This window comes from Thiobacillus sp. SCUT-2 (assembly GCF_035621355.1).
GTDB classification, from domain to species: Bacteria; Pseudomonadota; Gammaproteobacteria; order Burkholderiales; family Thiobacillaceae; genus Thiobacillus; species Thiobacillus sedimenti.
This window is the reverse complement of the sequence record NZ_CP141769.1, coordinates 1,877,742-1,891,569: the sequence shown is the minus strand read 5'-3', so window position 1 is coordinate 1,891,569 and position 13,828 is coordinate 1,877,742. Positions and strand designations below refer to the sequence as shown.

11 protein-coding genes and 1 pseudogene are annotated in these 13,828 nt (G+C 59.7%); 3 read left to right on the top strand and 9 right to left on the bottom strand.

Going from position 1 to position 13,828, the window contains the following annotated elements:
* Positions 1-10: 10 nt before the first annotated feature.
* Positions 11-358 (bottom strand): DUF2958 domain-containing protein, encoded by a 348-nt coding sequence (locus VA613_RS09325; protein WP_296767733.1) that lies wholly within the window; start codon positions 356-358, stop codon positions 11-13.
* Positions 359-661: 303 nt separating this feature from the next.
* Between VA613_RS09325 and VA613_RS09320 the strand changes: the two genes are divergently transcribed.
* Entirely contained in the window at positions 662-949 is a 288-nt protein-coding gene (locus tag VA613_RS09320; RefSeq protein WP_296661606.1) for a helix-turn-helix domain-containing protein, read from the top strand.
* A gap of 42 nt (positions 950-991) precedes the next feature.
* On the opposite strand, the gene VA613_RS09315 is transcribed toward VA613_RS09320, so the two are convergent.
* The 4 genes and pseudogenes from VA613_RS09315 to VA613_RS09300 all read right to left on the bottom strand — a co-directional run.
* Positions 992-1,339 (bottom strand): DUF2958 domain-containing protein, encoded by a 348-nt coding sequence (locus tag VA613_RS09315; RefSeq protein ID WP_296767732.1) that lies wholly within the window; start codon positions 1,337-1,339, stop codon positions 992-994.
* 518 nt (positions 1,340-1,857) lie between these two features.
* Entirely contained in the window at positions 1,858-2,163 is a 306-nt protein-coding gene (locus tag VA613_RS09310) for a DUF736 domain-containing protein (RefSeq protein ID WP_296767730.1), read from the bottom strand.
* Positions 2,164-2,902: 739 nt separating this feature from the next.
* The gene (locus tag VA613_RS09305; RefSeq protein ID WP_296653374.1) at positions 2,903-3,730 is read right to left on the bottom strand and encodes a DUF932 domain-containing protein; all 828 of its coding nucleotides are present in this window, start codon (positions 3,728-3,730) and stop codon (positions 2,903-2,905) included.
* A gap of 567 nt (positions 3,731-4,297) precedes the next feature.
* Positions 4,298-4,456: pseudogene (locus VA613_RS09300) on the bottom strand (JAB domain-containing protein); the annotation flags it as partial.
* Positions 4,457-5,050: 594 nt separating this feature from the next.
* On the opposite strand from VA613_RS09300, the gene VA613_RS09295 reads away from it, so the two are divergent.
* Together VA613_RS09295 and VA613_RS09290 are read left to right on the top strand one after the other, a co-directional pair.
* Entirely contained in the window at positions 5,051-6,001 is a 951-nt protein-coding gene (locus VA613_RS09295; protein WP_324778806.1) for a toll/interleukin-1 receptor domain-containing protein, read from the top strand.
* Between the two features lie 5 nt (positions 6,002-6,006).
* Entirely contained in the window at positions 6,007-6,513 is a 507-nt protein-coding gene (locus VA613_RS09290) for a hypothetical protein (RefSeq protein ID WP_324778805.1), read from the top strand.
* Positions 6,514-6,621: 108 nt separating this feature from the next.
* On the opposite strand, the gene VA613_RS09285 is transcribed toward VA613_RS09290, so the two are convergent.
* The 4 genes from VA613_RS09285 to VA613_RS09270 form a co-directional block, all read right to left on the bottom strand.
* On the bottom strand, positions 6,622-10,044 hold the full coding sequence (locus VA613_RS09285) for a DEAD/DEAH box helicase (protein ID WP_324778804.1): 3,423 nt from the start codon (positions 10,042-10,044) through the stop codon (positions 6,622-6,624).
* Positions 10,045-10,084: 40 nt separating this feature from the next.
* Positions 10,085-11,542 carry a nucleotidyl transferase AbiEii/AbiGii toxin family protein gene (locus tag VA613_RS09280; protein WP_324778803.1) on the bottom strand — a complete coding sequence of 486 codons (1,458 nt, stop codon included), beginning with the start codon at positions 11,540-11,542 and terminating at the stop codon, positions 10,085-10,087.
* Positions 11,539-12,267: a type IV toxin-antitoxin system AbiEi family antitoxin domain-containing protein gene (locus tag VA613_RS09275; RefSeq protein ID WP_324778802.1), complete on the bottom strand. Its 729-nt coding sequence runs from the start codon at positions 12,265-12,267 to the stop codon at positions 11,539-11,541. Before VA613_RS09275 ends, VA613_RS09280 begins: the two co-directional genes overlap by 4 nt.
* Positions 12,268-12,726: 459 nt before the next feature.
* Entirely contained in the window at positions 12,727-13,785 is a 1,059-nt protein-coding gene (locus VA613_RS09270) for a hypothetical protein (RefSeq protein ID WP_324778801.1), read from the bottom strand.
* Positions 13,786-13,828: the final 43 nt, after the last annotated feature.

Genomic DNA, 13,828 nt, shown 5'->3' with positions numbered 1-13,828 from the left:
CGGGGGTCGATCAATCGTTGATCGATCCGTCGGCCCGAGCCAGCCGAGCGTATTCAGACAGCCGTCGCCTTGGCGTGAAATGCAGATCGCGTGCGACGGCCAGATTTCGTGGCCCGCGAATGCTTTCCAGGACAGAGAGCTGAACGTGGCCGAGTTCCGGCGTGCCCATCCCGAGGTCGATCAGGCCGAAAGCGGTGTCGCCATCGCCGGGATCGAGTTCGGTCAAAAGCCAGGTCGCGTGCGCGTCCAGAGTGAACAGCTTGACGACCGGCAACGGGTCGCGCTTCTCGCCGCGCGCGGCGGCGGCGCCGTTGTCCAGCAGTTGGGCGCGTTGTTCGTCGGTGATGAGTGGTTTCATGGTCGCTGCGCGCAAGTGGCCACGATCAACGGGCGTTGGTTTTGCGCAAACGTGCTGATGCGCCAAAGCGTGACTGTGAAAATGCGCTTCTGCGCCAAGTCGCCAAAGCGTATTCCACCGAATCCGTGGATGCACGAATCGGCGAATGCGTAGGCACGGAACCTATGATTTCAGCAAAAACGGTTTTCAGCATAGACACACCCGTGGCAAGTTCCAGCAGGGAAGATTGTCAAATGAACACTATAGATTGTAGCCCTATAGGGCGCCATCAGGTGTCATCGTCGTTTTACAAGAAACGATTTGATGACATCGAAGAACTCATTTCCTGCGGCGCTCAAGATGGTCAGAAAAGCCCGTGGCCTCAGCCAGGAAGCTTTCTCGGACGTGTCGAGCCGCACGTACATGAGTTCGCTCGAACGCGGCCTGAAAAGCCCGACCTTGAGCAAGGTCGCCGAGCTGTGCGAGGTCATGGACGTGCATCCACTCACGCTGCTGACGCTGGCCTATGGCGGCGACAGCAAGGGGGTGGACAAGCTCATCGAGCGCGTGCGGCGCGAACTGGCTGCCCTCCAGGCCGAAAAGGACAAATAGGCGAGAAAAGGGCGCTGCCAAGCGGCAGCGCCCGCGTGACGACTACGTCACGATGCGCTCCGCGAGCCGCGCTTCGCGCGCATACGCACTGATCGGCTTCGAGGCTGTAAAGTGCAGATCCCGCTCGACCGGAAGCCCGAGTCGGCCGCGTACGGATTGTAGTTCGGCCAAGCTCACATAGCCCAGTTCCGGGAAGCCGTGCCCCAGGTCGCAGAGCCCGAAGGCATGGTCGTGGTCATCCGGGTCGATCTCGGTGAGCAGCCAGGTCGCGTCCGCGTCGGGGGTGAACAGCTTGACCACGGGCGGTGGGTCGAAGTCGTCGTTGTCGAGGGACTGCCGGCCGTTGGCCAAAAGTTGTGCGCGTTGTTCGTCGGTGATGAGCTTCGTCATGGTCTTCTCCTTGGAAGGATTCAGGGCGGGATTGCCCGGAACCGCGACAAGCACGGCGCAGCGCAGCAGTCAGGGTTGTAGACGGCCGCAGGACGCCAGCGTGCAAGGCACGCGCAGACCTTGGCGGCGAGAACGCTGTGATAAGGTGAAGGGAACAGCAAGCCAGCCCCCAACTGTTGCCCGCTACAGCAAGCGAAGCGCGCAGGCGTCAGTGATGGAAGCCGAAGGGGCGAGACGCCAAGGGTGGCTCGATGCGCAGCACGACAGCGCGCCCCGGCATCAGCCGGGGGACGCACGGAATTTCGATCCCTTAAAATATCGAAACCGATTTCCTGTAAAACAACGGATGCACAAAGCCGGCTCAGCGCATTGACTGAGTTCCACGAAATCGCAAAGTCGTGAAAGCGGCTTGCCGCCGATGCACGAAGCCGCAATTACGCTTTTACAGAAATGCGTCCAACGCGGATGCTGAACTCGAAAGCGCCCCGCCGCTTGGCGGGGCGCGAATGGAGTGATGATCAGTCGCCCTTGCTACGCGACCAGATCAGGTTGTGCGCGCCGTCCTCGCCTTCGACCAGGCGGGCATAGATGGTCGCCGGAAACGACGGATCGTCGAGGGTCGCCGACAGGTAGGGCCGCTCCGCCTTGCTGATTTTCTTCCATGCCGCGCCGATCTCGAAGTTGCCGGCGACGATGCGGTAGTCCGGGGCGTTCTCGCTTTCCTTGGCGTTCGGAATGAATTTGACCTTGACGTTGAGCGTCAGGGTGCGAACCGTGCCGGTGAAGCTGTCGTTCTGTGCGGTGAAGGTGCCGATGTTTGCCATGATGAATCTCCTTTTGGTGGTGCAAGGTCGCGCCCATCGCGGCCTTGTCGGTGATCCGAAGGGCGAGGTACGGGCGGGCTGCATCGCGCAGCGGCCGCAACGCAGTGGAGGACCGGTAGGAACAAGAAATTTGTTTCGCGAGGAAGGCACGCAGTGCCGGGGAAATTTGTTGAGCCGGACGGTTGCAGCCATGAAGCCCGAGGCGCAGCCGGTGCCTCGCCAGGATTCACGACAAGCCAAGGCCGCCGTTGGGTGTGATCCTCACCGAAAGGCAGCATGGCTCCGGCATCCCTGCACAGAAGCGTCGCCGGCACGCACCCCATCGCAGGCAAGGTAAGTTCCGAATCACCAAGGATGAAAGCTCCTCGCGCATTGGCGCGGGCGTGATCGATCGCGGCGTGGTTAGGTCTCGGCATGGTGGACGGCTTGTCGGTGAGCCTCCGTTGTTTATGGCAGGCTGCCCGCCAGCGTCGGGTAAGGCGCGTGATTGCACAACCCGGCGCGGCCGGGAAACGCCAGGAAAATTTCTACGGGATATTCGGATTGCTCAACCAAAAGCATGGCGAACTAATTGGACGGATGAACAAAAACAGGGATGGCTAAAGTCATTTCGCCATCGGGCAGTCGCTTTCCGACTGTTGCCGCGCCGCCCGGACTGACAAGGCCGGGCGGCGCGGCGGCGTTGTATGCCTCCGCCGTTGCGTTGTACCGAAGTGATGGGGCAAAGCCCCCTCGGATGTCAGCCTTTGAGCCGCTTCATCTCTTCGGCCAGTATCCACAGCGCCCGGTTGACCTTGACGTTCTGGTCTATGCCCTGGATGGCGCGGGTGCGGTTCCTGCGTCCGTTGGCCGTGCGTGTGGACAGGCCACCCCGCACCAGATTTTCCTGCACGCGGTTGAACGTGCTCCACAGGTCGGGCCGGTCGTCGTCCCGGCGTCGAGGCCGCAGCAATTGTGTTTCCGTGATGGGCGCAGGCTTGACCGGGTCATCGTATTTCAGCGACAACGCAGCGCGGGCAAATGCCTCTGATTCTCCGAGGTTGAGCGTGATGGCGGCCATATCTTCCCGACGTTCCCGCACCAGTTCGAACCCCTCCAGCACATCGTAGGCACCTTCGATCACCTGGCCGATCACGTCGCCCTTGTGCGGGATGCGCAGGTCGGCCACGGTGTCGCCGCACACCAGCCCATTGCTGCATACGAAACGGAACATTCCCGCCAGCATCTGATAGCTGCTGGTGCCGTCGTGCGAGTTCAGCAAAATGATTTCGTTGGCCTCTGCGCCGTTGATCTGCGCTGCGTGGCGCAATCGCAGCATGTGCTTGGTGTGTTCGCGCTTGTCGTTATCGCGCACGCGCGTCTGGCACACCATGAACGGCTGGAAGCCTTCCTTGCGCAGGGCACCCAATACCTCGCCGGTCGGGATGTATGTGTAGCGGTCGGATCGGCTCTGGTGCTTTTCCTCCGCGAAGATGGAAGGGGCTGCGCTGCGAATCTGATCATCCGATAACGGATGGTCGGCGCGTAAGATGGGTGTAGCGTTTGCGAAACGGGAACTGAGTTGCATGGTATTTCTCCAGTGGTTACAGGTTGTGGTTTCCAAGCTGACCGGATTCCAAGATTCGGAGCCCGGTGTTGGCTTTGGTGGGTTCGGCGCAGTGACCTGGGCTGGTCGCCATTGCCGCCGTCTTTCCTGAGTTCATCGCCCGCGAACAACCGGGTCAGCGAGGGTCTGGCGGTCAAGGAGGAATGCGCAGGGTGGTGCGGCCCGCAGCGCAGCGAGGACACGGCCCTGCGCGCCTTGACGGACAGGCACCGCTGGCTACGGTCGCGGGGTTGGTGATGAAGGAGAGGGAAAGACGGATGACCGGCCTACGGCCAGATGAGCGACGGACCAACGCCGCGCGGCGAGCGCCGCTGCGTGCCACAGGCACGCCTTAATGGGAGTGGACAAAGCGCGCAGCGCGAAAACAGCATCGTGCACAGGCCGATCAGGCGCCGCCTGTTCGGCGGTCTTTTGGGGCGCCAAGCCTGCGCGGCGGGGTGGGCGTCAGCCGACCCCTGGAGGCAAGCGCAGCGCGCAGCTTTTTCGCCAAACGAGGACACAGCAAAAAAGGGGGCGATGCCCCCAGAGCTACAACAGCCCACGTTCGGCAAACGACAGGATGGCGCTACCGGCGACGATCAGGTGATCCAGCACCCGAACGTCCACCAGCGCCAGCGCAGACTTCAGCGTCTGTGTCAGCATCTCGTCGGCGCGTGAGGGTTCCGCCACACCCGACGGATGGTTGTGCATCAAACCACTGCCGCTCATAGCCAATTGATTTTATTGTTCTTTCTTGAGAAGGCGGTTCCGTTGGGGCCGGAGATTGGAGGCGGTGGATGTTGACTGTTCGTGATCATCCCGCTGCCTCTCGTTCGTTCCTGCTCGGGACTTTTGCAGCACGGCAGATCACGAGGTTCTTCCGATCCCATGCTTCCAACTCGGCGAGAGGGTACAAGACAGCGCGTCCGAGCTTCAAGAAGGACGGCCCGGTTTTCATCATCCGCCAATTGCGCAACGTGCCTAGGCTAATCACTCCTCGATAACGCTCGTAGACTTCCGCAGGCGTGAGAAACAGAAATGGCATAGGGCAGCGCGAATGGGCAGGAGGGCGAATTCGAAGATCGACGAAATGCATAATGCTTGACCATCGGCCCTCTTCCTCCGACGGGACCCTGCCACGCCTTGGCTTGCGCATGGTCCGCAGTGTCCTGTGCTGACCGGGTTCACGGTAAGCTCCTCGGTTCGAGTCCGTTCCAGTTGGCGGGTGGATGGATAATGGGTGGACCTGCTATTTGTACAGAGGCCCGTGCAGAGTCACGGTCATGGGATGTGGATCGGTGCATGGCGGATTTCTTCGTAAGCTACACCTCTGCCGACAAGGCCTGGGCCGAATGGATCGGCTTCGTCCTCGAGGAGGAAGGCTTCACGGTCGTGATCCAAGCCTGGGACTTTCGGCCAGGCAGCAACTTTGTCCTCGAAATGCAAAGGGCGGCAACCGAAGCCGACCGCACGATCATGGTCCTGTCGCCCGACTACCTGAAATCTCAATTCGCCTCCCCCGAATGGGCCGCTTCGTTCGCCCAGGATCCCCAGGGGCTCAAACGCAAATTGGTGCCGGTGATGGTGCGGCAATGTCAGCCTCCGGGGCTATTGAGCTCTGTCGTCCATATTTCCCTGGTAGGAGACGACGAGAGCACTGCGCGGGGGCTGCTTCTGAATGGGCTTGATGCAAAGCGCGCGAAGCCCGCGCAACGACCGACCTTTCCGGGGGCTGGAGCCGGCCGGTCCCATAAAGCCTTTCCCGGGGTGGCCGGTCCGAGTGGAGTGGGCCCCGCACCCTACGTTCCCAACTTGAAGCGGTCGCCGACCGACGCTGACAAGCGGCGGTTCAGCAGACAGGCATTCGAGGTGATCAAGGATCACTTTCAGAGGGCGCTCGATCAACTCGCGCAGCAAGACGACGCCGTGGAATGTGATTTTCAGCCTAACACCGCGACGGAGTTCATGGCGGAGGTGTTTTTGCGTGGAAAGAGCGCATGCCGCTGCCGGATTTGGCTAGGAGGCCTACATTCTAGCGACGGCATTTCGTATGCCGAAGGACAGTGGCATCACGGATCCAACGCCTGCAACGAGATCCTGACGGTCTCCGACACCCAAGGTGAGTTGTATATAACTTCACTGATGGGAATGGGGTTCGGCCAACTCGAAAGACAGTTTGATCTGAAGCAGATGAGCCGGGAGCAAGCCGCGGACTATTTGTGGCGGCGCTTCGTAGCGCCGCTTGAAAGGTAATTGGCTTGATGGAGATCGTTCCGGCTGCCCGAACCACCCGATTTGAACAGCTCGAGGCTGGTGATCTCTTTATCTATATGGATGGGCGGCAGACATTTTACGCTTTGAAAACCCAGCAACCGGCGACTGGCGATCGAAGCACCATGGTCCTTCTCGGGCCCTCATTTATTCAGGATGTTGCGGAATCCTTTCTCGTTCCCTGGCAGCTCGTGACGGTCTTGTCTTTCGGCAAGAGCTTTTCGATTTTGCCGTCGCTAGATCCTGCTGCGTGGTCCCCAACAGGGCCGAGCCGCACACCTGTTTGCCTCGCCATCGCGGATGAGAACGTCTACATCTGCACGAACGGAGGTCATTCACCCCAGCACTATTTCGCATGCTTCGTCGACGTAAAGACAGGTGCGATTGTCGAGGGGCGCCTCCCTGGCTCGGCTGCCTTTACCAATAGCTGGGAGATTGCCGTGTTGGCTGCAAATCATCCGCCGCGGTCGATCCTGAAGTATCCGCTTCCCTAGACTGTTTGAGCCGGTGGTTTGTGCAACGGCCTGTTGCACAAATGGATGCGCCTTTGGGAGCCGGCGGACCCCGATTACAAGAGGCGGCGGCGGCACGGGCAGCTCGGACTAGTGTCCGAAGATTCTCAACCTCGCGTTCGCCCGCCCGCAAGCGGTCCCGAGGCTTTCCAGAAACATTAATAGCTGTCGATCGCGGTTTGTCAGCGCCTTCTTGCGGGCTCGGTCGCGAGTTTTCTCCACATCCAATAGGCGGCCTGCGACAATCCAGACCTCGCGGTCGTAGCTCGGATTCGTGAGGGCTGCTCTGACCGTAGCCGCGACATCGTTCTCGGGTACGTTCTTTTCATTTCGAAAAATTCGCGGCAGGACCACCGTCTTGGCGTTGAATTGTGTAGGACGTTTCCAACGGTCATTTTCAATCCCGTCGACCTGCGCCATTGTCGAGCAGAACGCGAGTGAGGCGGCCGACTGGCGACCGACCGCTTCGAGCTTGGTGACGCCACCGACGCTCAGCTTACTACTCGCCTTAGCATGGACGATTGCGAGGCGCCGTTCTCCAATTGCGATGAAATCGCCAAGCTCCGAGGAATCATCATCGAGCAGGACGAGATCGAAGCCTCTGAGGGCTCGCTCCAGGTCATTCGCGCCACCGGTGCCTGGATTGGCACAGTATGACTTGACCAAGCCGAAGACGGATGACTTCGCCCACGTGGCGGGTTTCGAGAAAAAGTTCTCGCCCTTTTCACTCTTGGTGTCGCGAAGTTCGGGAATGGCTACGGCGCATTCTAGCGGCAGTACAGTCCCCGTTGCGCTTAGCACATCGCGCGCCTTCAGAAACTCGCCATACATGTAAACGACGCCGTCCTGTGAGGTGAGCACCCGGAATGCCTGGGAAGTGTTGATCCGTTCCGTCAGCGCAATTGCGCGATTGGCTCGAGATGTTGCAAGCGGAGGATGGCGCTCGTTCAGCGCCTTGCTGCTGATCGCATATCGCAATGTTTCAGGATTGAACCGGATCGAGCAGGCAACATCTACGCCATCCAAACCCTTGATCGAGAACTTATTGTTCTCGATGTCGGCACACAGATCTTCATATGCTAATACGCCGTCTGGCGGACTAGCGCGGTCCCCGCCACCGCGAAGCCCGAACTCGCGCAGAGCTTCCTCGGTCAGGTCGAGCAAAATGTTTACCGGCTTCTCGGCCTTATCGCGATCAGGCGTGACGCGCGTCGCGTACCGCAGGAAGACGGAGTTGGGTGAAGCATTTTTGTCGGTGAGCTGGACTTCGATCTCTCGTGCCCAGGCCATGAAATCGGTGATGGAGACGTTCTCATCGGTGGCGTCGGCCACCTTCGCACGGACGATGCCGATGTAACGACCTGATCCTCCGACATACCCCGTAACCGTTGTGGGGCGGAGCATCGGATCGAGCAAGTCGGTGAACGTCTCGGCAAAGGACCGCGTCCTTTGGGTAAGAGACCGGATCGCCCGATCGGACATGTCGAGCGAGTTCGCTGAAACCTGGGTGATTGTCGAGTTCGCGGGAAGCAGCCGGGTCATGCTGCCCTCTCCCGGTCGGGCGGCACCGACGCGCGACGGACTAAAGGTCAGGCCATCGGAATCGAAGACGAAGAGGTGATTGCGCACACGTGCGGCCAGTGCGACCCCAAACCGCCACTCGGTAATAAAGTGATTAGAGAGGTAGGGGCTCTCGTCGACCGTGAAGAAGGTCCAGCCCAACACATCTGGGGGCAGCCCATCGATCGGTCGGACGACAAAGCGGTTGCTGGCCAGAATGCTTTCGAGAATTTCGGTGCTGGCGATGCCGAGGTCGAACGCGTCTTCGGTCTCGAAGACGGCCGCCCGGCGCGGTACGACAATGTCGTCTGCCCCGACAGACACAGAGTCGGGCAGCCGATGCCGGAATCGCCCATCCACGTACTGCATCTCTGGCATTGCGCCGACGATCTTCTCTGGGAGGTAAGCCTCGCTCGGGACAATGCCGCCAAGACCTGTCGCCGCGTACGCTTCGAATTCCAAGTAGCGCGCCCACTCCAGTTGTGCCGCTGTGAACAGTCCGCTGGGGAGTAGGACATGGGCGGTCTGTCGCGCCATTCGGGTCGGATCAGTCGATCTTAGGACGCGCCCGACTTGCTGTACGAGCTGTCGAGCGTTGGTGAACGGATCGAAGATTGCTACCGCAACGTAAGTCGGCTCGTCGATGCCTTCCAGCAATTTGCTCTGATGTAGCCAATAGGTGGCGTCGGAGTCCTTCGTACGCGCTCGGGCGACATTGTTGTAGCGGCGGCGCTGCTGTTCGGCGACGTTGCCTTCCACCCGATCATGGATAAGCACGGGCGCCTCGCCGAATGCTTTTTCGAGTTTGGTCTGAAGCAGCTCCAAAATCTCAAACGAGCCGGCCCGCACAATCACCTTCGGTCGGACGACGTTTGACGCTTTCAGCAAAGGCGGCAGCTGAGATTTCAGGCCCGCGACGAAGTCGTCGACAGCGCTGCGATCTTCTCGCGTCAGGCGAGTGGGCGTGATGTTGTCCTTGTCGCTCGCCTTCTCGCGTTGCCTCCGACGCTTACCCGCGACGATCTCGACCATCTCTACCGCGCGTACGATGTTTTCGTCGCGCGCGGCTTGAAAGGGGTAGTTGAAGACAAAGCGGCCCTTCACCTGGAAGAGTTTGTAGTCATTTCGGAACGGTGTCGCGCTGAGCAAGATGGTGGGGCGTTTAAGTTCTCGGACGCTTCGACTCCAAGAGGGGGCGGGCTCGTAATGGCCTTCATCGACTACAACGAGGTCGAATCCCTTTAGCCAAGACATCATCCGCCCAGTGATGTCCTGAGTTTCAAGTTCCTCAACCGTCAGAGGCCGTCCGCGTCGGGATTTGCGGTCAAGTTCGTCGCGCTTGGTTCGGATTTGGTCAAGGGCTTGAAGTGTTCCAACGAGCACCATCCGCTCGCCAACGGGCAATTGCATCAGGTGCTTTAGCTGCTGGACATTGGGGAGCAGAAGCTCGACCTGGGCGAGCTCGATCGAAGCATCGGACCACGTCTGAGGAGGTTGAACCTCGTAGCCCATGTTGCCCCAGAATCGCTCGGCGACGTCGCTCCTGAGCTGATCTGCCAATGCTGTCCTAGGAGTGAGTACGAGAACGCGCCGTATAGTTGGAAGGCAACGTGCGATACTGGCCACGACGCCCGACTTACCGGTCCCTGTCGGCATCTTTATCAGCGCCGCTTCGGTGCCACCTACGTCCAGCGTTTTGTCTGAGCAGACGTACGCCGCAGCGAGTGCGATCGCCGTACGCTGGTGTGGCCAAAGTTTGCGGACTTTGCCGCGACCGGACCAAAAGGCCTGTTGCTCGAGGCTGGCCATCGTCCGCGCATAGGCATCGGCATCGGTTATCTCCGCGGTCCTCAATGAGACCCGGCTAATGTCCTCGAGATAATCCTTGCTCATATCCCCCCTGTCGAATCTTCTTTTGAAGAGCGGATCGTTCTTCGTCTCGCTTGCGCCCATGTCGCCAGGTTTGTCTCCTCAGCTATTGACCGCGGTCTCGCTAGTATTTCGTTCTCACGAAGGCTCCGAACGTGCCGTAACATTCGTAGCCCGTTCGATTGTTTTTGTGCTTGTTCAACGTCGCGTCATAGCTCTTCTTATTGAAGGTCTTTCCACAGACGGTACATTTGAAAACGTAGGTTGGACCGCTTGCCGCCCCGAAACTCGTGCTTCGGACCGGTCGGCGTACAGGCGAGCGCCGAATGGGTGAACGGCCCAGTCCGAACACACTTCCTGAACCCGAGCTCGCGGTGTGCGGAATGGTCTGGGGGCCAGACGGCGTGAGTTCGATGGGATATCGCGGCGAGAATGACGTCTGAGTGGCGTTCACCCCAAGAATGCTATTGACCAGATAGCTGCGCGGTTGGCCATTGTCCGCACGCACGGCCATGAGCAACACGTCTCCCGCCTGCGAGCGGCGAAGCGAGTAAGCCTCGATTGCTCTCGTTGAGCGGTTGCCCTGCTTATCGCGATAATCGATTTCAACGAGGAGACGGTTGGCCGCTGCGAAGCGGATCATCTCGATATAGTTTTGCCCGCGGCCGCCGGCGGGCAGGCCGACGATGCGCTCGCGGATGAGTGTATCACCGGCGCCGACGGGCATCGCCGCGAGGGGTTGCGGAATAGCGCCTTGGAGCCAGGCGAAGATCTCTGGGAGCGCGTCCCAAAAAGTCGCAACTGGTAGAAGCGCCGGGAGCTGGTGTTCCAGCATGTGGGTCCAGCCGGCCTCAAGATCCCCACGGTGAGGCTCAAGGTCAGCTATGCTCGGAATGCCGATGCCCTTGAATTCGCATTTGGCGCGCAGAACTTCCATGAAGCGCCGCGGCTCCGGGCGCGCCTCGCTGTTTCGGTACAGATTCACCACGTCGTAAAGGTCCCGAGGACGCGTTCGCTCGGCGAGAGCCCGGAATTTTTCGGCGAACGCCTCTATGTAGTCGTAGGCCAGGACGTGAATGCCATCCTCTGGAGCGTCGCTGTAGGGGTGAAAAATCTGTGCTTGGACGGGCGGCAGAACGACACGCTCGTCCGCTGTCAGGTCGAGCTTGATCCGCGGAAGACCGTGGGTCGATGAGACGGGCCCCTTGTAGCTGATCTTTCCCTGGCACGAGATTTGGCCGCGCGGGTTCTGATAGATTTCGAATTCCTGCTTGTCGGCTGGAATCTCGATGCCGGTCTGTTCGTAAATCCACTCGCCGATCTCAGAAAATGCGTTCTTCAGAAAGTCGGCGTCGAGGTGCTCCGGCTTTGTAAGCGTGAAGTCGAGGTCCTCGGAGAAGCGGTAGGTCTCGAAGAAACACTTCTTCAGGCAGGTGCCGCCTTTGAACACCCAACTTTCCGCGAGGTCTTCGTGGCTGTAGATGCCCGCGAGCATCCATCCGAGGACATAGTCCTTCTCGACGACGTGTGGCGTTAGGGACGTCTGCTGGGAGATCGCGAGGATTTCACGCTTATCGATCATGTCGTTTCCTCGCGAGCCCAGCGTTGGGGCACGCGCAGCCGCCACTTTGTCACCACATGCGATCCATCCTGGGCAGGGTCGAGCTTCGCATGGCCGCCGCTCAGATGGTTTTCGCAAAGACGGGCGAGCTCGGCATCGTCGGACAAGCGCTCGGCCAGAAAACCGAGGCGTTTAAAGATGGCGCCGTTGCCGAGACGCACCGCGTACTCGATGACCTTTTCGTTGTTGCGATCGGCACGTCGCAGATAGGCAGCAAGGCAATCCGCTACATGCTGGATGCCGCCGCCGACCGCGGGGTCGTCCAGCATATCGATGACAGTGCGGTGCACGTCGGAGACGGGCACGCGGGTCTGATGTCGCCAGACACTCTTCGTGCCAAAGAGCTTCCGCTCATCGATGTGCTTCAGCGAGAACAGCGCGCCGTGCCGCTCCTGTCGCTTCTGTCGCACGGCCTGAGCCGTCATCACGACGATGTCTTTGAAGATTTGCTCTGTGAGATCCCAATGCTCGGCGGCTGTGCGCCCGCCTATATATGCAGGCGCGAAGAGCGCGGGCACGAGCACCCAGGGATCGTCGAGAACGCGATCGGACCCCATCGTGTCGATCGAAGCGGCGACATAGGCTCCCCGACCGACGCGTCTCAGCCAACCTTGCTCGGTCCAGCGCGAAAGACGCTGGGCGGCCGCGATGCGGTCGAGTTGCAGAGTGGTGACAACGTCATCCACGTGAATTACGTCCCTCGCCGCGGACAGGACACGGACCAGCTGTGCACGACCTTGAGGGAGACGGGGAGAATCTTGTTCCATATGCGACATTTAGCATAAAGTGCGAATTTCAGCGTATAAGATAACAGAAGCGGCTCGGGAAGTCCATTGCTCTGCTGCCGCTAATTCGCAGGAATCGCTAATTATCGCCAATCTATGAACCAGCCTAGAGCCACAGCGGCGAAAATGGCGAGCTCAGCCCCAAGTGGCGCATTAGGGCGGTGTCTCCCAGAGATATGCGGCGCCCTAGTCGAGGAGGTTGGCCAGAACATCCGACCTTGGGCGCGACGAATTCCCGGCCAGTGCGGTCAAGACAGATGCGAATCACTTCGCCAGCTGCGGATAGCACCCGCACAAGCTGCGCGTCTTCACCGACGCTGACCGGTCCGGCAGCCGGGTCAGGCTCAGTGTCTCGACCGTCTAAAGATCGTGGACCCCGGTGTAGGGCATGTCGACATAGATTCCGTCGCCATGCGCACGCGTGTACATTCCGTTCTGGTTAAGAAGCCGTTCCAACACCTCGATCAACGGATCATAGATTTCCTGATCGATCCATTCCTTGAGATCGAAGAATGGTTGGACTGCGTCTCGGCAAGCGTCAAGCATCCATCCGGAAGGATAACCGGCGAGCTCCTCGAGCTTGGCGCGGTAGCGAGCTGCAAGTTCGGGATGATCGTCGGCATTCGCCTCAACCCAATCGGCGTGACCGAGGCCATATCCGATTGCTTGGAATAGAAACGTCAACCGCTCAACCACGACAGGCCAGTACTTCTCCATTTCTCCATGCAGGCGGTAGCTCAGACGTGCGGACCGAATTTGGTCATCTACGTCTTTCATCGCCTCACCTAGCATGTCGAGGAGATCGAGGCCGTGTTCGGGTGCCGCCCAAGCAGCGCGACGTTGTGCAGAGTATTCGGATTGGCAGGGGTTTACGATCGGCTGAAGGTTGGCATCTCTCCCATTCCTGGGTTTCGCCGCTCGCCAGCCATCGGGATAGGTTCGAGTAAACAACCGCAAATCGTCAACGTGAACCAACTCATGGACGAAGGTTTGGAGAGCCAGCTTATGCTCCGGGTGATCCGTCTCGTTTAGCTGGCGCACCAACCCGGTCCAGATCACGACGACACTCCAGATCTCGTCGTTGTGGACCACATGGACAGCCATGGCGCCACCCTGCCCATACTCGTTTGCCGTCGGCGCTGCTGGCGGGATGCCGTCTCCGCGATCGACACTCGCAAGCGCCTCAGCATAGTCCCAACCGATGATGATCGATTTCAGGCGGCTTAGATCGAGATAGCGCGATAGCTCCTTCGCGAGCGACATCACGCCCTCGCCAAACTCTCGTGCCTGAGCTTCGTTGTCGTCCTCCCAGCCGCGAATGTTGACGGAGCAGTTTGGAGGGAGAGTTTCGACAGGTGGCTCGTCGGCTTCGGCGATAGGCACACCATTGTCAGGCTGATTTTGCTCTTTGTTCTGCACTAAGCTTCTTCTTTGCTCGGGGCGAACGCACTGCCATCTAGCC